The 22,296-nt window shown below is 45.5% G+C and carries 18 protein-coding genes and 1 pseudogene; 9 read left to right on the top strand and 10 right to left on the bottom strand.

The window, feature by feature from the left end; genetic code table 11:
- The gene (locus tag BUA75_RS09935) at window positions 1-720 is read right to left on the bottom strand and encodes a cobalamin B12-binding domain-containing protein (protein ID WP_072874455.1); all 720 of its coding nucleotides are present in this window, start codon (window positions 718-720) and stop codon (window positions 1-3) included.
- Between the two features lie 205 nt (window positions 721-925).
- Here BUA75_RS09935 and BUA75_RS09940 point away from each other — a divergent pair, with 205 nt between their 5' ends.
- The 7 genes from BUA75_RS09940 (at window position 926) to BUA75_RS09970 (ending at window position 7,445) form a co-directional block, all read left to right on the top strand.
- Complete coding sequence (locus BUA75_RS09940) at window positions 926-1,975, top strand: SpoIID/LytB domain-containing protein (RefSeq protein ID WP_072874456.1); 1,050 nt, start codon at window positions 926-928, stop codon at window positions 1,973-1,975.
- Between the two features lie 125 nt (window positions 1,976-2,100).
- On the top strand, window positions 2,101-2,802 hold the full coding sequence (locus tag BUA75_RS09945) for a M23 family metallopeptidase (protein ID WP_072874457.1): 702 nt from the start codon (window positions 2,101-2,103) through the stop codon (window positions 2,800-2,802).
- 287 nt (window positions 2,803-3,089) lie between these two features.
- Window positions 3,090-3,401 (top strand): sporulation transcriptional regulator SpoIIID, encoded by a 312-nt coding sequence (gene spoIIID, locus BUA75_RS09950; RefSeq protein ID WP_072874458.1) that lies wholly within the window; start codon window positions 3,090-3,092, stop codon window positions 3,399-3,401.
- A 96-nt stretch (window positions 3,402-3,497) separates the two neighbouring features.
- Window positions 3,498-4,532 (top strand): rod shape-determining protein, encoded by a 1,035-nt coding sequence (locus tag BUA75_RS09955; protein ID WP_072874459.1) that lies wholly within the window; start codon window positions 3,498-3,500, stop codon window positions 4,530-4,532.
- Between the two features lie 91 nt (window positions 4,533-4,623).
- Window positions 4,624-5,826, top strand: a complete 1,203-nt coding sequence (locus BUA75_RS09960; protein ID WP_072874460.1) for a flagellar basal body rod C-terminal domain-containing protein — start codon at window positions 4,624-4,626, stop codon at window positions 5,824-5,826.
- A 46-nt stretch (window positions 5,827-5,872) separates the two neighbouring features.
- A complete protein-coding gene (locus BUA75_RS09965; protein WP_072874461.1) occupies window positions 5,873-6,649 on the top strand; it encodes a flagellar hook-basal body protein in 777 nt (258 codons plus the stop codon).
- Window positions 6,650-6,905: 256 nt separating this feature from the next.
- Window positions 6,906-7,445, top strand: coding sequence for a CDP-alcohol phosphatidyltransferase family protein (locus BUA75_RS09970; RefSeq protein WP_072874462.1), 540 nt, complete (start codon window positions 6,906-6,908; stop codon window positions 7,443-7,445).
- Here the strand turns inward: BUA75_RS09970 and BUA75_RS15890 are convergent.
- The 7 genes from BUA75_RS15890 to BUA75_RS10000 form a co-directional block, all read right to left on the bottom strand.
- A complete protein-coding gene (locus BUA75_RS15890; RefSeq protein ID WP_165611989.1) occupies window positions 7,420-7,563 on the bottom strand; it encodes a hypothetical protein in 144 nt (47 codons plus the stop codon). The two genes, BUA75_RS09970 and BUA75_RS15890, sit on opposite strands and share 26 nt — an antisense overlap.
- 274 nt (window positions 7,564-7,837) lie before the next feature.
- Entirely contained in the window at window positions 7,838-8,371 is a 534-nt protein-coding gene (locus BUA75_RS09975; protein WP_072874463.1) for a hypothetical protein, read from the bottom strand.
- A gap of 36 nt (window positions 8,372-8,407) precedes the next feature.
- Window positions 8,408-9,370, bottom strand: a complete 963-nt coding sequence (locus BUA75_RS09980) for a hypothetical protein (RefSeq protein WP_072874464.1) — start codon at window positions 9,368-9,370, stop codon at window positions 8,408-8,410.
- A gap of 16 nt (window positions 9,371-9,386) precedes the next feature.
- The gene (locus BUA75_RS09985) at window positions 9,387-9,905 is read right to left on the bottom strand and encodes a hypothetical protein (protein WP_072874465.1); all 519 of its coding nucleotides are present in this window, start codon (window positions 9,903-9,905) and stop codon (window positions 9,387-9,389) included.
- Entirely contained in the window at window positions 9,902-10,408 is a 507-nt protein-coding gene (locus BUA75_RS09990) for a hypothetical protein (protein WP_072874466.1), read from the bottom strand. The genes BUA75_RS09985 and BUA75_RS09990 overlap by 4 nt, the downstream gene beginning before the upstream one ends.
- 21 nt (window positions 10,409-10,429) lie before the next feature.
- A complete protein-coding gene (locus tag BUA75_RS09995; RefSeq protein WP_072874467.1) occupies window positions 10,430-12,901 on the bottom strand; it encodes an AMP-dependent synthetase/ligase in 2,472 nt (823 codons plus the stop codon).
- Between the two features lie 214 nt (window positions 12,902-13,115).
- Window positions 13,116-13,667 (bottom strand): sigma-70 family RNA polymerase sigma factor, encoded by a 552-nt coding sequence (locus BUA75_RS10000; RefSeq protein ID WP_072874468.1) that lies wholly within the window; start codon window positions 13,665-13,667, stop codon window positions 13,116-13,118.
- A 290-nt stretch (window positions 13,668-13,957) separates the two neighbouring features.
- Here BUA75_RS10000 and BUA75_RS10005 point away from each other — a divergent pair, with 290 nt between their 5' ends.
- The gene (locus BUA75_RS10005) at window positions 13,958-14,530 is read left to right on the top strand and encodes a hypothetical protein (protein ID WP_072874469.1); all 573 of its coding nucleotides are present in this window, start codon (window positions 13,958-13,960) and stop codon (window positions 14,528-14,530) included.
- A 17-nt stretch (window positions 14,531-14,547) separates the two neighbouring features.
- Here the strand turns inward: BUA75_RS10005 and BUA75_RS10010 are convergent, their stop codons facing one another.
- On the bottom strand, window positions 14,548-15,213 hold the full coding sequence (locus BUA75_RS10010; protein ID WP_072874470.1) for an IMPACT family protein: 666 nt from the start codon (window positions 15,211-15,213) through the stop codon (window positions 14,548-14,550).
- Window positions 15,214-16,065: 852 nt separating this feature from the next.
- On the opposite strand from BUA75_RS10010, the gene BUA75_RS10015 reads away from it, so the two are divergent.
- The gene (locus BUA75_RS10015) at window positions 16,066-20,037 is read left to right on the top strand and encodes a beta strand repeat-containing protein (RefSeq protein WP_072874471.1); all 3,972 of its coding nucleotides are present in this window, start codon (window positions 16,066-16,068) and stop codon (window positions 20,035-20,037) included.
- A 1,436-nt stretch (window positions 20,038-21,473) separates the two neighbouring features.
- Here the strand turns inward: BUA75_RS10015 and istB are convergent.
- A pseudogene (istB, locus tag BUA75_RS10025) lies at window positions 21,474-22,172 on the bottom strand (IS21-like element helper ATPase IstB).
- Window positions 22,173-22,296: the final 124 nt, after the last annotated feature.

Raw genomic sequence — 22,296 nt, forward strand, 5'->3', positions numbered from 1 at the left:
TCACTCCGGTTTGATGGGCAAGTAATCCTGTTCCAACCATCCAGCGAGTTCGTGAAGATTTTGCATGAAAAAAAGACGCTGTTTGTTCGGTGCACCTTTCGAGCTTGTATAAGACAGGTGGTGAATCAGTCGGCCGCCCACAATGATTTCTGGTTGATAGGGCAGTCCCTGCAAGGCCTCCAAATAATCTTGTACCTTTTTCAAATGATGAGATTGGGTTACAGACAAAGCTACAATCGATGGCCGCCATTTGGAAATAAAGGCAAGAAAATGGTGTAGAGGACAATGAACGCCTAGATAGTGTGTCTGCAAGCCATGCCTATTAAGCAAAAGAACAGCCAATTTAGCACCCAGTTCATGCGGGTCACCATCCACGCAGGCTACAACCGCTTGACAGTTTTGTTGATCTGGAGGGGTGATGTACTGGGCTTGGTAGCGCATGATAAGATAGTCGCACACACAAGAAGCAATATGCTCATCTACTACAGAGATGGCATTTTCTATCCATAATTCCCCGATATACGTCATCGCTAAAGGGATATAGGTACAGAATATCTCCGTGCTGTGAATTCCGTTCACTAACTGCTGCTCAATAAATTCCCAACTTTTTCGTTCGTCCCCGCTGAGAAGGATATGAGCGAATTGGATAATTTTCATGCGAATACTGTCGGTTAAATCCAGTGATGCTTGAAAAAAACGGTTGTTATGCGTTGCATTCACAATAATTTCTTTCCTTCCAAAACGGGATCGTAGGTGGGATGGGCCAATTCACTCAAAATTCTATGAAAATTATAACGGAGGAAAGAAAGATTTTGCATATTCTATTAAAAAAAATCATAGATTTCGGAATAGCAAAGTTGAATGCATGAAGTCTAGAAGGTGGGTCTTATCGAGATCGGCCGAAAGAAAGGAATCGATTGCCTTCATGAAGTCGCCTGCGCATACTTCGAGTCATTCCAGCGGCATGCTTACCCAGTTGTTCTCTGGTCTGGCTATAGGGTCGGCTGTTATAGCGGTCATTTTGGGACTGCCCACACTAGCAGCAGAACTGGCTGGAGGGCGCGTTGTGAACGCCAATCATGTGGGGAATCCATTGGACAATCGTGTGCAGGTAAAGTTACAATCTCCTGCTCAACAAAATACTTCCAGCACCATGACTTTAACACAGTATGAAATTGAGGTGCTTTCTGCTGAATTGTCGCCCAATACTCCGCAAGCGGCTGTAGAAGCGGCAGCCATTGCGACACGCACCATGGTGATTCGCGCTCTCATGCCTCTTGGCGGTGGACAATCTAATACTGGTCATGGCCCGTGGGTAGCGCAACTGGAAGACAACGATTTGCCGTTGTGGACGCGTCATCAGGTAGAAAATGCATACGGAGAGCAGAGTAGCCTCTTTTTGGCCCAAATAAAAGCAGCCATTGAGACGACGGACGGACAAATACTTACTTATCGAGGTCAACCCATTCTGTCCTTTCAAACGCCTGTTACTACTGGCGCCACAGTTCCAGCCAGTCAAGTGCTTGGCCGCTCCATTCCATATCTCGTTCGTGTCAATTGTCCGAGTGATGCGTCTTATCCAGTTCAAAATCGACGTATCAGTATCGCTGGCAGCACTTGGCGGCAGGTTTTCCCTTCAGAACAACCACCTTCAGACATAGCATCGTGGAATGATTGGATTAGAGTGGTCGATCGCGCTCCGTCAGGAGACGTCTTAGAAGTCATGGTAGGCAACAAGCGCCTTACAGGTTCGCAATTTGCGGCGAATCTAGGTATTCCTTCCTGGAACTATGATATTCTGGGCGGTTCCATACGCCAACCCTTGCAAATTGAGGTCAATGGTACAGGTACAGGCATGGGAATGAGTCTACACCAGGCTGCGGTTTGGGCGGCTTCTGGAATGACGGATACACAAATACTCAGTCGTTTTTATCCGGGCAGTCATTTGCAATTGGATAGTATCTGGCTCTCTTGACAGCACCACGGATTCTCATTGAATCCCTTGAAGCAGTTGAATAAGAAAAATTTCTCATTCTGTCAGTTTATCAAGGTATAGAATCAAGAGACTGTGGCGACACTCGTTAAAGAGGTGAGCGCTACATGGATGAGAAAAAACATCCAAATTCATCAGAAAGCAAACGTGACCAGTCTACTGCAGAATCGGAAAATCCTAATATGACTCGTCCGATTCTCAAACGCAGCAAAACACGTCGTTGGATTTACCCAGCTCTCTATTTGGGAGCAGCAGCCGTCATCATTGGCGTTGTCTACGCCAAGACACAATCAGGCGGTGGGGCTACTGCGCCTGTTGTGTCTCCGTCGGTTACGGATACTGGCAATCCGTCTCCGGATACTACTCAAGCAGATACGTTTATCTGGCCAGTAAATGTCGCGCATAAGGTTACGCTGGGCTTTTTCTCTGCTGACGGCACGGCGAAACAACAAGCAGCGGCGCTAGTGCAATATGGCGGATCGTATTATGCGCACAAGGGTGTGGATATTCAGAGTGACACGGGGACTAGTTTTGATGTTTTAGCCGCTCTTGCTGGCAAAGTCACTCTGGTAGAAAACAACCCTCTCTACGGATGGACGGTAGAAGTCACAAGTAATGATGGTTACGTAGAGAAGTATGAATCGTTAGGCAATGTCACCGTGAAAACGGGCGACAATGTGTCGCAAGGAGAAACCATTGGCACAAGCGGAACCTGCCGGTTCGAAGAGAATCAGGGCAACCATCTCTACTTCCAAGTCAATCAGGATGGGAAATTGTTGAATCCGCTCGATTTGTTGCCGAAAGAATAAAATATTAGTCTTCTATCTCTTTCTTCTCCGCCTGCATGTAGGCGGTTTTTTTCTGTCTATTTTTAAGGGAAGAGAGGAGAGGTAAGCAATTGAAGGACAAAAACTATCGTATTTTCGGAAATAATAAATTGATTATTTCCCGTAGAGATATTTTGAGATAGACAGAATAAATAGCGGCATAGATTGAATAATCGCAAAAAAGCGAGGAATACGGTGTACATCTCCTCATATAGTGTATCAGACCAGGCACCAAACCAGTCGATCACGGAGGATGGGGAGGCGAGGATGTGCACGATTACATCAAGGAGCGCACGCTCAAAATTGGTGAATACATTCTGGAGACGCGTAACACGGTGCGCACCATTGCTCGTGAATTTGGAGTCTCAAAAAGTACAGTGCACAAAGATTTGACGGAACGTTTGCCGGAAATCAATCCCGACCTCGCAAATCGTGTCAAAGAGATTCTTGAGTATCATAAAGCGATTCGCCATTTGCGTGGGGGTGAAGCCACTAAGCTCAAATACCACAAAGATGACGATCTCGATGAATCTGACGAAAAAGATTACGAAATGCAAAAAGGAGTTCCCGGTGGATTGTAGAAATTAGACCTGAATAATCTAGGATATGCGGGCGCACCATTTGATTAGAATATTAGATTGCGTACGCTCAGTCGAGCCGGGGAGGAAAAGTGCCAGATGCTTTCCAAGGATATTGGGGTTGATTTGGGTACGGCCAATGTGCTGGTACATGTGAAAGGGCAGGGGGTCGTACTGAATGAACCGTCTGTCGTAGCTATCGATCAAGTCACAAAACAGGTGGTGGCTGTTGGCGAAGAGGCGCGTCAGATGCTGGGTCGCACTCCTGGAAACATAGTGGCCATCCGTCCGTTGCGCGAGGGCGTGATTGCTGATTTTGATGTCACTGAAATCATGCTGCGCCATTTTTTGCGAAAGACAATTGGGAAGAGTTCCATGTTGCGTCCCCGATTGATGATATGTGTGCCTGCTGGCATCACTTCCGTAGAGCAGAAGGCTGTGCGGGAGGCTGCGGAAGCGAGTGGAGCCAAGCAGGTAGATTTAATTGAAGAACCGAAAGCTGCTGCTATTGGTGCTGGTCTAAATATTTTTGAACCAAGCGGCAGCATGGTGGTGGATATTGGCGGCGGGACAACGGACGTCGCGGTGCTCTCCCTCGGAGATGTGGTTACTTCCACGTCTCTGCGTGTGGCGGGGGACAAGCTCGATGAAGCCATCATTAAATTTATTCGTCGTGAATTTAATCTTATGATTGGCGAGAGAACTGCCGAAGAATTGAAAAAGGAATTGGCTCACGTCTATCCGGGTTCGGGCAACGAGTCTCGAGAGGTACGCGGTCGCGATATGATGACGGGACTGCCAAAGACGATTGAAGTACATGCGGAACAAATGGAGCAGGCTTTGGCAGAACCAGTTTCGGCTATTATTGCAGCCACTAAATCTGTTTTGGAACGCACGCCGCCTGAATTGGCCGCTGACATTTTTGACAAAGGCATTGTGTTGACCGGTGGCGGAGCGCTGGTCAACGGATTGGACAAGCTCATGAAGAAAGAATTAGAAGTACCCGTGCATATTGCGGAAGATCCTATGCAGTGCGTGGTTTTGGGAACCGGTAAGTATTTGGAGATGCGAGACAATTTGCGTGTCAATAAAGCTGTGTCAGGAGGAAAATCTCGGCGCAGGTCGCGTTGGTAAAAGAAGCTTTGTAAGGCGTCACTCCACTTTGCGTGAATGGTGGCTAGCCTGTAAGAACTGCCGCTTGAGGTTTAGGAAAGCGAGGGATAGCATGATTCGGGCATTGACCACAGCTGCAGCTGGAATGTTGACTGAAGAACGGCTGCAAGCCGCTCTGGCGAATGATTTGGCTAACTTAAACACGCCAGGATTTAAAGAAATTTTAGGGTCGGCTCGCGAATATCCAGTAGAAAATCTGTATCAGTCCCAAGATGGGCAATTAATTCAGCCGATTGGGCAGATGGGGACGGGTGTGCTTTTTCAGGAAGGCGTACCGCTCTGGTCGGAAGGTCAATTGAGCAAAACTGACCGTTCGCTGGATGTAGCCATTCAAGACAATACGCCGCCTGGACCTTATGCGGCTGTAAATTCACCTGGTGGACAGGCGGTTTCTGTAGCTGGGCCGGTAACTGTAGGGCCGGGGGGACGGCTGACGGTCAATCAGCAACCCTTGGCGGTTCTTAATGCTAGCGGTAAACCTGTTCCTGGCTGGTACGCCATTAAGAACCCTCAATATACAGGAACGTCGCTCTATGCCGCAGACGGCATGCCAAACTACGATGCTGCTGGTCAACCTTCCTATTTGTTTGCAAACGCTCAAGGTCAGGTTCTGGCTGTTCCTGGAACTTTGCAGGCCGCTGGTTTGGCACTCAGAATAGGTACGAGCAACGATATGGGGCAGCATTCGTTTTATGCGGTTGCCTATACTTCGGCAGATGGTCAATCAGGTGTGGTACTGACCCGAGACGGCCATTTCAGTGTCAATGCACAACACGAGTTGGTGGATGCTGCCGGGCATCCTATTTTGCCTGTTGGAAGCAATGGAATGCCGATTGTGGGGGCGCGTATCATCATCAATCCAAACTACACAGGTCAGGCACTGTTTGCTTCGGATGGACAAGCTGTACGGGATGCTGCCGGTCAGTTGTCTTACACAGTCGTCGGACAAAACGGTCAGTCCGTGACAGGTGCCAAGTTGGGCACAGTCAATGCGGACGTGACTCAGGTCACGCCGCTCGGAGCGACTGAGTTTGAAGTGGGGGGTAGCTTTGCCACAAACACAGCACTTTCCCATTTGCAGCCCGGTACAGGAACCTTGATGCCTGGGTATTTGGAAGGCAGCAATGTCAATGCAACTAACGCGCTCGTACAGATGCAGCAAATTCTCAATCTTTATCAAGCGAATCAGCAAGTTCTCTCTACAGAGAATTCAACACTTGGTGTAGCGGCTGAGGATATCGGTAAGATTCCATAATTCTATCCATTCTTCGATAAAATGTTTGAGAAAGAGGGCTATTTACATGCAATCCATGTGGACGGGTTTAGATGGTGTCAATGCGGCATCCCAATGGTTAAATGCCATTTCAGGCAACATAGCCAATCTGGATTCTGTAGGTTATGCCAGCCAGAACGGTTCTTTCGCCGATACATTGACCCGTCAATTGAGTAGTGCGGCTACGGCTCCTTCGGTTGCCAGCCGGTATACATTGCCTGGATATTGGGGAGGTAGTGGCGCGTACTTTACTCAGCCGGAAATTGATTTTTCCCAAATGCCGCTACAAGCAACGGGGAATACCATGGATGCTGCCATTTCAGGGCCGGGTTTCTTTACCGTTCAGTCATTGAGCGGTCAAACTTTACTCACGAAAGCAGGCAATTTCATCTGGAGTAAACAGCCAAACGGTTCTTTTGCCTTATCGCTACCCGATGGGAGTTTGTTGTTGGATACTCAGCATCAACCCATTATTCAGCCGAATTCCGCTGCAAGCATGAGTATAGGTAAAGATGGACAAATCTTTTTCAACGGTAAACCGGGACCCAAGCTCAATATTGTCCAAGTGGCGGTTCCCAGTCAAAGTTTGATTCCGCAAAGCAATGACACATACGCCATTGCGCAAGGATGGAAAGCCATACCTTCCCCTCAATCGACGGTTCTACAAGGGTATCTAAGCCAGAGTAATGTCAACATTACAAATGAATTGGTCAAGTTGATGCAAGCTCAAGAGCTTTACAGTCTAAACGCTCAAAGTTTAAAGATGTCCAATCAAATGATGGGGATTGCGAATACGATTTTGTAAGCGCCAGATTCACAACCGTTTCATGATGCATCTCCCACATCTGGCGCGTGGTAATCCTTCGTGAGATCGACTCTGCACTGCACAGTGTTCCTAAAGACGCTGTGCAGATTTTTCTTTTGCCATTCATGCTCATTTAAATTGGAGCTGGTAGTCCAGTATAATAAACATTGTGGGTAGGGGTTTTGGGGTGGCAGCGTGGGTTGACTGAAGGAATCTATACACTCATAAAATAGCCCAGAAAGCAGGGGGCGAAACATTGTATTTTCCGAATCTATTAACCATCTTGCGGCTTGTTTTAATTCCGGTTTATCTATGGGCGTTCTATGCAACGCCAAGTTCACATAAAGTAGGCGCATTGTGCATTTTGCTTTTGGCTGGTCTCACAGACATACTGGACGGTTATCTGGCACGCAGGTTCCACTGGCAAACCCAAGCAGGACAATTGCTCGATCCGCTTGCAGATAAGCTGATGATGCTGGCTGTGCTGTTCTCGTTGCTGGATACGAATCGTATACCCTGGCTTGTAGCTGGGTTACTCATCTTGCGCGATGCCGTCATGATTCTGGGTGCCGCCTACTTTTATTTTCAAGGGAAACGTGCGGTTCCCAGAGCCAACGTGGGTGGGAAAGCGACTACCTTGTTTTATTACATCACCATTTGTTCCGTCATTCTTGCTTGGCCCACCCACGCTGTCACCTATGTCTTGCTCTGGCTAACCGTAATGCTGTCTTACGCGGCCATGTTGGTCTATTTACTGAGAATGGAAATCATCAACGTGAGGCGCCGGGTTTTTTAAGGTTGCGCAAATATCCCATGGCTGCAGCAAAAGCTGCTGCTCGCTCAGGTACACCTTGATGGATCAATTGGTGAGCGGTTTCTTGAATCACTTTGCCCATGTCAGGACGTTGTTGCATGACCCAGTCCCCCGTTTCTCGGCGTTTTCTGCGCTGTTTTCCTTCTCTTCTTGGAAACTGTGACGCACCGCTTAAAAAGGTAGCGAGCGTGCATCTAAAGCCGCCGTAAAACAGTCAGCAACCTGCAGTTATACAACTGGCACTGCCCAAGCGCTGTAGTCTGCATATGCAACAGAACAGACGTCTTGAGGCAGTGCCTATTGCTAAGCCCAAACTACAGGCGCTGATTTTATAGTGCCCATCGTTTTACAAATTATGTTTCATTCACTCAGAATTAGGGCAATAAACTCAAAGCTTGCAGGCGTCGATTGATATTTTGCAAATGTGCCACAGACTGTGCGGTGATTCTGTTCAACATCAAAACCGATCCATCTTCGTTGTCAGCAGTGGCAGCTGATGCTGAAGATACGGAGAGTAAGTTTTGATTTAGACTGCCAATCGTGTTCAAATGTTGACCCACTTCCAGTGTGACGTTATTTAAGGTTCCGAAATTACCCAAAATAGAGAGTTCCTCTTGGCCGATGATAGACAAATGCTGGTTCATGCCATCAATATTCAGCACAGTTTGCTGTTCCGATTGCTCAATTTGTTGCAAAGAAGTCGAGATATTTACCAGTGGAGTCAATGCGTCTGCAGTTTTTTCCACAACCGGAATGGTTGCAGCTATAGATTGGCGTATAGTGGCCATGGTCGTATTCATTTGTCCTTGAATTTGCGTTTGCTCGGCTAAGCTAGCACCAAGCATTCCCAATCCGCAGAGTGCAGCGGCAAACTTGATGATAAACGCCGCATGCCATCCTTTTACCATCGCCTTTCACTCCTCTCTTCGGTTTCTACTCGCGTCTTAACCTAACAGTCCTGAGAGTAGACCGCTTAGACCCGAACCTGTACTTGAACTTGAAGATGCAGATGACCCTGTCGTCTGATTTTCTTGCGAACTTGCTCCTGATGGGCTGCTATTCTGACTGTTGTTGTTCAAACTGCTCATACCTTTACCAAGGCTGCTCAGTAGTCCGCCTGCGCCCTTGCCAAGGCCACCTGTGGAAGCAAGGGATTGACCCAGTGAGGATGTAGCGTTACCGAGTGATGAAACCGTGCCACCCAATGCTTTGCTGACGGGCGCAGTCACTCCGCCAAGGGGTGATTTTTGCAACAGGTTAGGGAGTTGGCTAAGCAATGTATGAAGTTGACCAAACAGGCGAAATTCCGTCAGTGATTGCTGCAGGGCAGCCAGCAGGGTGTTTAACTGCTGATTTAATTCGGCCGATCCGTTCGTAGCAGTTTGCAAAGCTCCTAGTAGTTGTTGCAAACTGTTGGCGTTTTGAGTGAGCGTACCAATCATGCTTCCGCTTGCAAGAGATAAATGTTCAGTCAATTGGTCATTCGTACGTTCTTTGGAGAGAATTTGTTGCATCAGTTGGACACCGTGTTGAGTCAGTTGTTGTTGTGTATTTAAAGCAGCGCTCAATTGTTGTCCGGTGTTCGTTTGTTCCTGGAGAATTTCAACTTGTGTGGGCAAAAGAGACAGTCGCTGATCGACCAATCCCACGCGTGATTTTAAATCAGCAGAACGATTCACAATCTGACCTGTGGTTCCATCCAGTTGATGGACAAGTGTAATCAAATTCTTTTGCGCCGCGTCTTTCACTTGGCCGCCGCCGTAAGCAAATCCACCTGCGAAGGTGGCTAAGCAGGCCAGACCAACAGCGCCTTTAAGCAACAACGGTTTGAATGCGGCCAATGCGCCTTTTGTGGGCGTTGCTTCGGAAACACCCTGTGGCAGCAGAGGGGCGGGCTGTGTGCTCATAGAAAAACCTCCTCTATCAGGGAATCATCGATGTTTTAGCGTCCATTTGTTGCAGGTTTTGATTAATCGCCTGTTCACTCGCTGTCATGCTTTGCAGCCGTGCGTTAGCGTCTTCATTCGTAGTTTGTAGTTGCTGCAATACACCAAGTAATAAAGCGGCATTTTTCGAAATTTGCGCTGTCTCTCCATTCGCGCCGCCTACACGGTTAGAAATTTGCTCAATGCTGGTATCAATTTGGCCGACAGTGTTAGCCAACTGGTTGAGTCCAGCATTCATGCTGCCAGTCAAGCTGACAATCGGAGCAAGTTGTTGCTGGAGTGCAGCAGTACTCGTTTCCAACGTCTGCAAGCCGCCAAGTCCTCCTTTTAATTGCACTGACAACGATTCCGCCTTGGCCACTCGTTCTTTCAAGACTATCGCTTTATGAGCCATCTCTTTTTGTAAATGCACATCATAAAAACCATTGACACCGAGCGCCAACAAACCTAAAGGAGCAATAATGCTAGCCAGTTTCGTAATGACAGCACTTTTCATGGCGACACCTCCGGCACTTTTTGGTTCATCGTCTGAGTAGCCGTTTCTATTTGTGATAAATTGCTGGCGTCTTGACCCAGTACTTGGTCGAGTGATGCAACAGATTGTTGCATTTGTTGGGCTGCCTCAGTAATGGCCAACAGATTCGCGTTGACTTTTGCAAGTGTGGCAGCGCTCTCTCCCGTTGGACTCATCATGGCCTGGTTAATCGCGAGTACATCGCTGTTCAGTTGATTAATGCGTACAATATTGTCGTGAATCGCACCCGTTTCAGTGACAGTTGCTTCAATACGCTGTGTCATTTTCTCCGCCGTTTGTACGAGCAGCGGCAAACTTTTGTTTTTGGTCACAATTTCTTGCTCGGCAATTACCAATTGTTGAGTAGAGCGCAAACTGGAATTGAGTCCAAGGTTTAAACGAGTCAGTTGGACAGTGGTCGGCAACATCACGCCAAGCACTGCCAGAATAGCCACTGTCCCACTGCCAGCAAGCCATGTTTTCATCAGCGAATCCCTCGCTTTCTCTTAAGGCATTTCGTTCGCCAATTGTTGGCTGTCAGCTTTGGCTGTATTCAACTTTCCGCCCATTTCTTGATTGATCTCGTTCAAACGGGCGGCCGTTTGTCTGAGCTCCTGCGTCAATTCGTTCATTTGCGAAAGTGCATGGTTCTGGCTGGAACTGTTAGCAGCTATATTCAGCAAATTGCCGTGAATGGAGTTGGCGTATTGTCCAAAGCTGTTGCTTAAATTGACTTCCTGCAAACTCAGTCCATTCAGGCACTGTAAAGTTTTGTCTTCTTTTCCAATGCCTTGATACAATCCACCGAGTTGCTGATTCATCACTGCAGAAGCTCCCGATAACGTTCCTGCTTTATCCATCTCTTTGACAATCTGCGCGTTGTTCTGGCTGATCCCGTTGTTATGTGTTTGTATTTGAGAGAGCGTGTGGCCAATGTTCAGTTCATCCGACAATTTCTTGACGTTTTGCGGATGCGTAGCAGCTAGCGCAATTCCACTCGCTACAACGAGTGCTCCGAGCGTCCCGCCTCCTATGAAAAGTGCGCGTCGCAAGCGGCTTCGAGTGGCTGGTTTGGAGTTTTCTTGCGCCGGTTCTTTATCTTCAATGGCATCGGTTTCTATCCAATGGGCAGTACCGTCAGTTGTGTCGTGATGCTCACTGTCGTCACCGTCCCCCGTCTGGCCGCCGCTGCCAATCAGTAAGACATCTTTGCTGGGGGAATGGTACATCCGTTCAATTTCTTGTTCGTAGCGCATAGTCAAGAGACGTGACTTGACTTTCAAAGTAGGAGTTAATTCTCCGCTTTCCATGGAGAAGGGTTGACGCAATAACAGTGCTCGTTTGGGACGCTCGAAGGCGGCAAATGGAGCAACCGCTTTCACAATCTCCGCGTCCAGCCATGCCAGTACATCGGGGCGTTGAAGAAGTGCTGTTGTGTTGCCGTCAGAAACATCGTCAAAACGAGTTTTCAATACCTCAAAGTCTGGTACCAGCAGGCAGGTAACATAAGGCTTGCCGTCGCCAATCAGAACTGCGTCCGAAACTGCTGGACTAAGTGTCAAAGCGTTTTCAATCGGAAACGGAGCGACATTTTTGCCCGTTGCCAGTACCAAGATATTTTTTTTGCGATCCACAATGCGAATATAGCCGTCTATGATTTCGGCGAGATCGCCCGTATGGAGCCATCCTTCTTCGTCAATCGTCTCTTCAGTGGCTTCTGGCTGGCGATAATAGCCCTGCATTACGTTTGGACCGCGCACTAAAAGCTCACCGTCTTCAGCCAATCTTACTTCTACGCCGGGAATAGGTTTGCCCACAAAACCTGGCCGTGCATCTTCAAGCGGATTGACGGCAATAACGGGCGCAGTTTCTGTCATACCGTAACCTTCTACAATAGGAATACCAGCGCGGCTAAAAAATTTCGCAATGTTGCTGGCTAAGCCAGCACCACCAGACACTACAAGGCGCATTTGCCCGCCTAAAGCGCTGCGAATTTTGCTGTAGACCAGTTTATCAACTACTTTATGAGCCAAAGGTGAAGGACGCTCACCCATTCCTTTTTCCAGTAACGGACGCACCGCTTTAGGAGCATGTTCGAGATTTTCCAGAATGCCTGCATACACTTTCTCCAAAAGGCGCGGTACAGTAACCAGAATAGAAGGGCGAATTTCGAGCAAGTTATCACGAATGGTGTCAATGGATTCCGCGTAGGCTATGGATGCACCAAACAGTAACGGCGTAAACAAACCGACTGTTCGTTCGAATATGTGGGACAAAGGGAGATAAGAAAGAGCTTTATCCTCTGGATAGACTGGCACCACACGTGTAATCGCTTTCACATTGCTGATCAAATTTTGGTGAGTCAGCATCACGCCTTTCGGCTGGCCAGATGTGCCTGATGTGTGGACAATGGTGGCCAGCGCGCTGGATGGGATGTTGGGGAAAATTTCTTGCGGTGGACGTGGTTGCGCAATAGGGCTTTGTGATGCAGCTAAACGTTGTTGACCATGGTTTTGTAACGCTTTTAGAGCGTAGAGTGGAAAGCTTGATGGAAAACGGGCGAGTCCGAGATCTTCCAGCAGTACCGTACCTTCCAGACCTTCAGGAAGATGATTTTCTTCATCCATCAGTTTCTCTAAAAGTTTCCAATGTCCAACGAGCAGAAAACGTGCTTCAGCGTTTTGTAAAATGTACGTCACGGCATCGCGAGGCAACGTAGGATAAATGGGAGCCACAACTGCGCCAATGGCCATGCAGGCGAAATCACAGATAGCCCAATCTGGACTGCTTTCCGCCCAAAGTGCCACTTTATCGCCTTCGCGTACTCCGATTTCCTGCAAGCCGGCAGCGGTAGCGAGAATTTTCTCCCACAACTGCTCATAGGTCAGCGCTACGTATTGGCCATTAACTTTATGCTGCATGGCTACTCGTTCTCTGTGTGTCTCTACGGATGCTTCCAACATTTCTACCAGATTCAAAACCAATCCCCCCCAGAATGGCAGATGCTGAACTTGGTATAGATATGAAGTCAGGCAAAGATAGTGACAATTCGTCAATAAACGGATTCGCTTTAGATCTTTCTTTTACGGGGGTTATCCACTAAATTTTCAAAACATTTTATCACATCTTTCAGTGGACGTCTAAACTTGTTGTTTACCGTATGCAAAGTTTCTTTTATTCATATCTGCCTTCTTACAGATGATAAGTTTTCCTTAATTTTTGTACGGCTCTTTTGCGCCATATTTTGCACGTTTCTTTGGAAACTCCATGTTGGCGAGCCAAATCCTGCAGGGATTGATCTTCAAATACAGCGCGCATCGCCTCTTTCTCGCGGGGGCTGAGTCGAGCGTTGTGAATCCATTGTTCCATATCATGGCGAAGTAAAAAACGTTCTGTGGTTTGCTCAGCACTGGGGTCGATTGTCCAATGGAATAGCCATTCTTCGGTCGATCTCGGTTGGCAATGAGCTTCATGTTTCCATTCGCGGCGCATGATGTTGCGCAAATGGCCGTGAATCGAACGATACAGATACGTCAGGAGACTTGCCCCGCCTGTAGACCTGTAGGCTTTAGCCGCCACAAGCAGCGCGTAGCGTGCCTCCTGTACAGCGTCTTCGAGCGAGGTATGGCGATATTTGTTAGCCAATTTCCAGACGAGTTTTTCATACTTTTGCAAGAGAAATTCGGCGCCAGTAGAATCTCCTGCCTGCCAGGCGTTTAGTGCGGTTTGTTCGTTATCATCCATACGTTTCTCTCCCATTCCTTGGGAGACCGGTCTCAAGGTGTCTAACGCGTTATCCGTAGCTTAAAACGGAAGTGACGGAGAGAGCGAATCAGGAGTTGTGTGAAAGTCAGCAAAATATGTTAATCATATTGAAATTTATCCAAATTCAAGATAGCATAATTATATATATATTTATTTAAATTTAATTGTAATTTATTAAGTTTAAAAATGTTTTTTTGGACAAGTCCTGAGTGAAAAGGAAGTCTGACAAGACAGACATGAATTCAGGGGACATAAGGGGATGATTCCAATTGAATGAGAACAATCATTTGCAGGCACATTCATGGAAGGGAAAGGAAAACACAGAATCGTTTTGTATCTATCATTCCAAGCAAAATGTACCTCATTTAGAAGACTGGATTGACGATGTCATGGGTTTTGTACCTGTTGATGTAGCCAATGTGGGACGTATGACGCGACTGATTCGCCGGATGGAGGAGGATATGTATGTACCTTGGTCCATCCCTTATGCATACCGAAGGGTGGCTGCGTATTACGGTTTGCATTGGCAATCTCTGCGTGAGATTCAAAAAGAAGTCATGCAAAAATCACAGTATGTGCCTCTTGTGGCGCGAGCTGGGAAATCAACATTTTGTGCCGTTAAAACCATAGCCAAACCTCTGACGCGCCATGAGGGAGCTACTGGCTATATCGTAGGAAAAGAAGTGAAGACCATCCATAATGTTGAGGAGAAAACAAAAATGTTGGAGTTTACGAATGGGAAAAATTTATTGGTCTATATGAGCCGTGAACAGATTCAACAAAGGTTTATGGATGGAAATCTATTTGCAGCTGTATGGCGGGACAGGCAGTTTCGTGAATAAAGGGTGGTACAGGCGAATTACAACCCTTGTGGCAAGTTTTCCAGGCGCAATTCACCGTGATCGACACGGCCAGCCCAAACAGGCGGCGAGAGATGGATGGTGGCCCGGCCGGCCGTCCATTCCTGAATCGCCGCTTGCCATTGGCTGCTGTCTTGAAGCGAAAGAAGCAGCCGTAAACGGACGTTGTCTGTAAAATCGCTCTCCAGAATGTGTACGCCCTCGTTGTGCAGGGCGTACTCCAAACGCCCGTAGTCACTGTAAGGAAGTGTAACTTCTAAAACGGTTGCCTGAAACAAGGCCATTTTTACAGCAGCTTGCAAGGCGCCAGCTGCTGCCTCTGTATACGCCCGCACCAGTCCATTTGCCCCCAGCAGTGTTCCGCCAAAATAGCGAGTAACAACAACGAGCAGACAATTGAGCTGTTGCCTGCGAATCACGTCTAAAATCGGTCGTCCTGCCGTACCGCTTGGTTCACCGTCATCCGAGTATCGTTCCTGCACTCTGTCCAGACCAAAACGCCAGGCAAAACAATGATGCGCCGCGCCACGCTCTTCAGTTCGAATTTTCTCTAGCCACAAATCGCTGTCTTTCTCACGCAAAAGAGGGATGGCCCGACCAATAAATTTGGATTTTTTAATTTCCATGCTGAACATGCTGGATTCTGCAAGAGTTGTTAAGTTCATAGAGGGATCTCCTTTTTGCATGACTTCCGTGTTAACCTCGATGATTTTTCAGTCCATTGTTTTTCATCTGCACCATTCGACAAAATTTGATGCCGGGTTAGGCTTGACCCACAAAAAGAAAAAATATTTATCGATAGTCTGTAACATCAAGAACGTTTGTTACGTCTAAGTAAACGCTGAAAACTTATGGTATAGCAACTTGTCTTTCGAAATTGGCCCAGCGGAGTCAGGAAAATCAAGCCCAAAATGTTCTGTTCAACGAACTTCCCGCGTAACATAGCATTGTTGGACAGCATTCGGCGTACAAAACAGCAATGGTGAATGGGAATGAAAAAAGTTTCCGAAAGAGGAATTTTAGACATTAAGAACGAAATCGATGGAAATTGTGAATTCTAGCTTTACTCACAAGCAAGCTAACAGTATAATCAGCCATGGGGGAGAAAAGGCAACAGCATTTGGCTGACCTGTTCCGTACATATATAAGGTTCAGTAGACTATCTGCCTATTCTCGTATAGCTACTAAATTTTCTACTCATGGCTTAATTGCTTTAAAAAAAAGAGGATTTTAGAGAATTCTGTCGTAAAAACTCTTTTTAATACCATCAATTGAGAGACAATCGTGAGTTTACCGGATATGGGGCTCCGTGAATATCTCTACTGAAGGGAGGGATGCCTACCTACGCAGCGCATCGTGCATCGGGTGAGTAAAAGCTTGGTCCGACAAGGTCTGATCCGTTCAAGACCTCCGTTGAAAGCGTAGGGGCATAACTACAGTAGAAGTTCTAGGATGGGGTGCAATCACCCTCTCTCAGTAAGTTGTAAAAAGAAGTTTTTTAAGGAGGAGAAATTCACTTGAAACGAGCTCTTACAGGTATTGCTGCAGCTTCAGTTGTACTGGGTATGGCTGTTCCTACAGCATTTGCAGCGAATTACAGTCACGCTACATGGCATCAAGAGACCATCAAAGTAGGTTCTTCTAGTATAGGCTTCAAAGGCTTCGATGCAGTGTATGCAGGGACGCAAACTAATTACATGCCTATCTATTATTTAATAGAAATGTTGCAGAAAGATGGTTATCAAGCTTCATGGAATGGTGTTAATAAAGTCTTTTCCATCACTACACCATCTGGAGTAAATGTAGACATGAGTCAATTTTCAAATCCTGGGCAAGGAACTGCCTCAATTTATTTGAATGGTACATTGGTCCAAATGACAGACTCAGTAGTGATGAAAGATCCTGCCTCTCATGTCAACACAACATACATGCCAGTTTATTTCCTGTTGAAAGTATTACAGGCTATTGGAGCTGCTAGTCAGAGCGACTGGAATGGAAATGCAGAAACACTGAATTTAGTTGCGCCTTCTCGCACAACAGTAACTGGAACAGATAGTTTAAGCCCTATTGCGGTTACAGGGCAAACTGTTGGCAATGGTTCTGATCAATCGCCTGCTGTAGCTAGTGTGAATAATGCGGTAACATTTTCCACAACAGTAACAGATGCGAATGGAAATCCAGTGAGCGCTGGTACAATTGTACAGTTTTTGGTTTCGACTACTAATAATTTGACAGTTACAGATGGAAGCGGAAATGTTTTGAATTCTGCAACATTGTCGGCGCCGATTGTGATTGGAAACAAAACCTATGATGCATATTACAGTGCTCCGGTAGGCGCAAATGGAGTTGCTTCATTAGAAGTAACATCTAATGCAAGTACTACGAATGAACCTTTATATGTTGTTGCACAATTACCTGCAGAATCCAATGGTCAGTATATTCGCTCAAATGCTGCAACTGCGGAATGGGGATTGCCGGGTACACTTGTTTTAGCGCCTTTATGGGGTAATCAAAGCAATCCAGATCAATTAAATTTCTCTACATCCAGTAACCCAACACAGGGTATGATTCCTGTGGTGGCAACGTTATTACCAGAATCGGGTTCAAGTTCCTCGGTTGCTGGTAAGCAAGTTAAATTTACAGTTAGTGCGAGTACTACGACTAGTGGAGTAACTCCATCGGTGTTTATTACCGATTCGAATGGAGTTAACGTGTTAGATAATGGAATTGTTACTGCTGGTAATAATTCATATGGTAGTTCAGTTGTTTATACAGCAACGACAAACAGTAATGGTCAAGCGATTATGTACCTCAACAGTAATGTACCAACACAAAATAATGTACCGGTTAACGGTGCGCAAGTAATGGCACAAGTTTCTGCAGAATTGGTTAATGGAGGTTCAGCGGAAGGAGATAGCTACTTCCAGTGGCAAGCTCAATCGCAGCCTGCACAAATTGCCAATATTTCTCCGGCAGATGTGCTAAATAGTAACTCACTAAGTGATAAAAATCGCGAAGTGGCAGTTTCTGGATCCAAATTGACGATTTCAGGACAAGTGCAAGATGCAGCAGGAAATCCAGTGCCGAACGTTCCTCTTATTGTCACGGATGCACCGATTACAAGTACGATAGGTGCTGATGGAACAGATAGCTACGTTATGGATGGTCAAACATATACCTTTAGTAATTCTTCTTTTGATATGATTACCAGTGATGCAAATGGAAACTTCTCGTTTACTGTATCTGATACAGTTAATCCTCAAGAAGCTCATGTCAAGGATACTTACTATATTTACTATGCTCCTGCAACTGCAGGTGTTGTTGAAGGGCAGCAGCTTCCGACAAATGGTCTTACTTTGTTGACGGTAGCGGGGTCAGGCAATAATGGTGGCTTAGAAGTTTCTTGGGAACCGGGAACTAGTGTAGCAGCTATGGGTATCCAGGGTGGACCGCTTAATTCTTCGTATGCATCACTTTCTGATGTTCCGCAAGGTGGCACCATAAATGGTGCTGTGGCTCAATCTAATGTAGGAGTTCATTTTGGGCCATATACGCAAAATGGACAAGAGATTTTACCGGCACAGTTCCCAGAAGATACATTAACTTATCAATTAACAGTGCCCCAAGGCTATACCATGAATCAAGCATTTGGTGGCTTGCAAATTGATTCATCGGGTCCTAACTCTATTGTTTTACAGGCGTTAAAGAATACAACTTCAAATTTGTATAATACGCTCAGTCAATTGCCGTTTGACGTAACTGGATTAAATGTTCAAGTAAATTATGCAACAAGTACAATGTATTTACAAAGTGTTCAAGGTTATTACTATAGTAATAACACTTCTAGTGCGACTGTAACACCTTTCAGCTATGATTTTACAAATGGAGGTTCAAACCAAGGATACGAAATAATGAATCCAAACAGCAATTCTCAGCCTTGGTTTTCAACTGATTATCAAGCTGCCGTAAATACGTCAAATTGGGCGTATTCAAGTTCAAATATTAATGGTGGTACAGCTACTTTAAATGTTAATGTACAAGTGTCTGATGGACAATTACAATCTGGAGATCAGGCACAGGGTGGAGCTGCGGGTTCTGAGAATATTCAATTCTCATCAGACAGTGGAGTTGCGTCTTTAGGTCTAACGGTTAACCAAACTGGATTGCAAGAATATCAACCGTTAATTGATACTAACTCTGGTTTACCAAGTAGTATGTCAATTCAAGGTAGTGCTTGGGATCCGACAGGTCAATTCTTGCGACCACAAACTGAGATGAGTTTTGTAGTAGCACCATTCAATAATTATGTAAACTTAGCAGAAATACCGCAATCAGGATTGGATTACACAATTTCATCGGATGGAAAAGCTGATGATTCTATCAATGATATTGATGGTATGCAAATCTCAGGTTCAGACGGTAACTTCTCTACTAATGTTGTAGTTTCTCAAGATGGAAAAGTAACAGCAAATGGTCAGACAGTATTTGATCCAAATAAATATGGCTTGACCTCAATCTTAGGATATAGTTCAGATGGAAGCGGCTATGTTATAGGAGAAAATAGTTCTGGAGATATCGTTGTAACGAACGGTACTAACACTGTGACAGGGCCAGCGCTAAGTAGCTTTTTATCGACGGGTAGTGTCAGCAATCCAACTATGCTTACTGGAGATCCGATGCTTGTAGGTGCATCAGTAAAAGGTAGCAGTATTTATTTAACTTACATTTCAGGCAATCAGCAAGAAGTTACCTTTAGCGCAACAGCAACAAGTTCCAGTAACTCTAATAGTGTTACAGAAAACTTTACACCAATACAAGCAGTTACGGTTGGTGCTTGGGGACGATATAGTGGGACATATACCTACACTGTTACTGAAGGTAGTCAAAAGGCAACGGTGACTGCTGAGGTGACATCCCCATCTGGTAGTGTTAGTTCTGCTCTATTTACTCCGAGGAATATTGTTGGAACACCAGATCAGCCAACAAATGTAACTATGACAGTTATGGATGAAGATGGTAATCCATTACCAAATGCTGATGTATCAATTATTCCCACCGAGTCTCCTTTACAGAATGTTTGGATTACAGCTGTAAATGGTGTGGCTTTGTCTAGCTCAGTTCCGATGGGGAGTAACTCAACAAGCGAATCTGAGCCTACGCCTGTACCGCTTTGGAATATTGGCTCTGGAGTGATTGATTACAGCAGTGTAAACTTACCTGGGGCTATTACGGCAACTGGTCTTGGTTCTTCTTCACCTGTATTGACTTTAACCACAAATTCTCAAGGTCAGATAAGTTTGACTTTGCAAGACGGTGGTGTAACCTATGCAGGTTTGTCAAGTGCAAGTGGTGGGTATGGTGTTCTTCAAACTTCAACTTATGGTCAAGTTTATGGTGCTTCGACAAGTACACCAGCAAACCTGTTTGTTTATTCATCAAACTCTTCAACATCAACGAACGTTGTTGGTCAACTGCCAGTTCAATGGTAATCTTTCTTTCTCGAAACAGCCTTGGTTTAAACCGAGGCTGTTTTTGTATGCTTGGTAAGTTGGGAATTTCTATGGGAAAGTGTCTAAGTGGCGTTGGCGATAGACAATCGTTTGCCAAAAGCAAGGCAATAAGCTAAAAAAGGTGCATGAGGGAATTTGTTCAGGTCTGTCAAGTACGCTAGCAGAAATAGTAAATTTACCAAGTGTAAAATGGTGGATGCTGAAAAAGTACAGATAGATTAATATCGAAAGATAATGTTCGAATCAAGGAAAATTAATTAAAAGAGGTATACAGATGAGTTTAGGGGAATGATTGTTGATCTTTATAGCCAAGGGAAGATGCAATCAGAAATCATGATCGAAAAAGCTATAAGTAATTCCATATTTTATAAATAAGGTTAATGAACGTAAGGAAATCAAAGTATAGAATAAGTCGATGACAGCACTAGATATCACAAATTTTTAAGAGAGTCATATCAAAGTATGAGAATGGAAAAATAATATCTTAAAATAAGTCATAAGTTTATTTGAATACAAACTATTTTGAAAATAGATTGGCTATAACGTCTATGGTAGAATTGCAGTGATAATGTAACTGAACTAGATCAGTTCTTGTCAGCTTTGTGGCGGTGAGACATCGATAAAAACTGAAATAACAATCCTCGAAGCACAAGATAATAGCAAAATGCTATATCATAACGCAGCCATACATCTAGCCTACTATGAAATATTCCCCGTTAAGCTCGAGAGCCATCGAAGCTTTCTTACCGCATGCTCATCAAGTGCATTCATTAAACTATTTTCGTAAAAAGTTATGACCATATTCACTCTTAAGCCCCGTAATCCGGTTGGACAACATCGTTGAAATATAACGTTACCAATCAAGCTACATGACGGAAGATGAACGGTTTTTGTTGTTCTGAATGATGGAGGGTTTTTGACATGCTTGTCATATGACGATCCATATCGTACCGACAATTATCGACAGGAGGAACAAAAGAAGAGAGACATGACGGTTTGGCGGTCTCGGTTTCTTCTTCTGCAATGTCACGGTTTCCCGTGTCTTTATTCAACTATGCATCTATCTTAATCGATCTCCTTCCCAAACGTCGAGTCCTATGTTCAGTTCTGCGAGAATCCTAATTGGGATATTTTGGGCCATCGTCTTGCGGTTAATGTGGGTGTCCAGTTCTGCATGGCCATGGTGGATATGTGCGCCACGTGTTGGCACAGGGGAAGTTTTGGCGTATTCAGGTGTCTCGATTCTAGTGTGCCAGCCCGCCCGGATTGTAAACGTACGTGCAGTGTGTAGACTAGCTTTGTTGGACGATATGAGCGATTTGTCTGGGATGTTCAAGAACTCATCTTCACGCATGTGTCAAGAGCAATTGAAAATTCACCAAAAACATCAATCGAAAACTCTCCAGTTTCATCAACTAAGCGTCCGTAGATAGATTCGCCGGCGGGATCAATTGATCACCGTTTGAAGAGTCTATCTTGAAGAATCCAGCTTTCTTCTTTTCCCGTATCCGATAACGCTCACCCTTAATATTTACGGTACTGGAGTGATGCAAAAGACGGTCGAGAATTGCGGTTGCTAGCACGGTGTTACCAAAAATTTCTCCCCAAGCCCCATATGACTTGTTATAGGTGAGAATCATCGCGCCCTTCTCATAAGGCTCTGAGATAATTTGAAAGAAAAAGTGGGCAGCCGCATCATCCATCTTCCGGTAACCAATTTCATCAATCACGAGTAAATCCGGCTTAATAAATGCTTTCATCTTCTGCTGCACACTGTTGCTCTGGTGAGCTTGTTGCAACGTCAGTACCAAGTCATGTGGTTTGATGACATAGACCGTATAGCGCTACGCAATGGCCTCTAGCGCGAGTTCCACAGATAGGTGCGACTTACCGACACCTGGAGGACCCAGGAAAATGAGATTCTCCTGGTGAGCCACGAATCGCAATGTGGCCAAATCCCGAATCCGTTTTTCATCAATGGATGGCTGGAAGGTAAAGTCAAAGTCCGCTAGTGTTTTGTGGAATGGCAGGTGGGCCATACGTGTCTTGGTTTGGATGTATCGTTCGTGTATGGCTATTATTTCTTCCTGCAACAAATTGTCCAGAAATTCCACATAGGATATATTGTGTCACACTTTCCGCACGGTTATAGCCTGTCGGAATTGGAAACTCCGTAATGCTGTTGTGAACCATGTAGATGGTGGATAGTGGTGAATAATGGGTCTGATGAAAGCACGA

It is taken from the genome of Alicyclobacillus tolerans (assembly GCF_900142255.1).
Lineage (GTDB): Bacteria > Bacillota > Bacilli > Alicyclobacillales > Alicyclobacillaceae > Alicyclobacillus_I > Alicyclobacillus_I tolerans.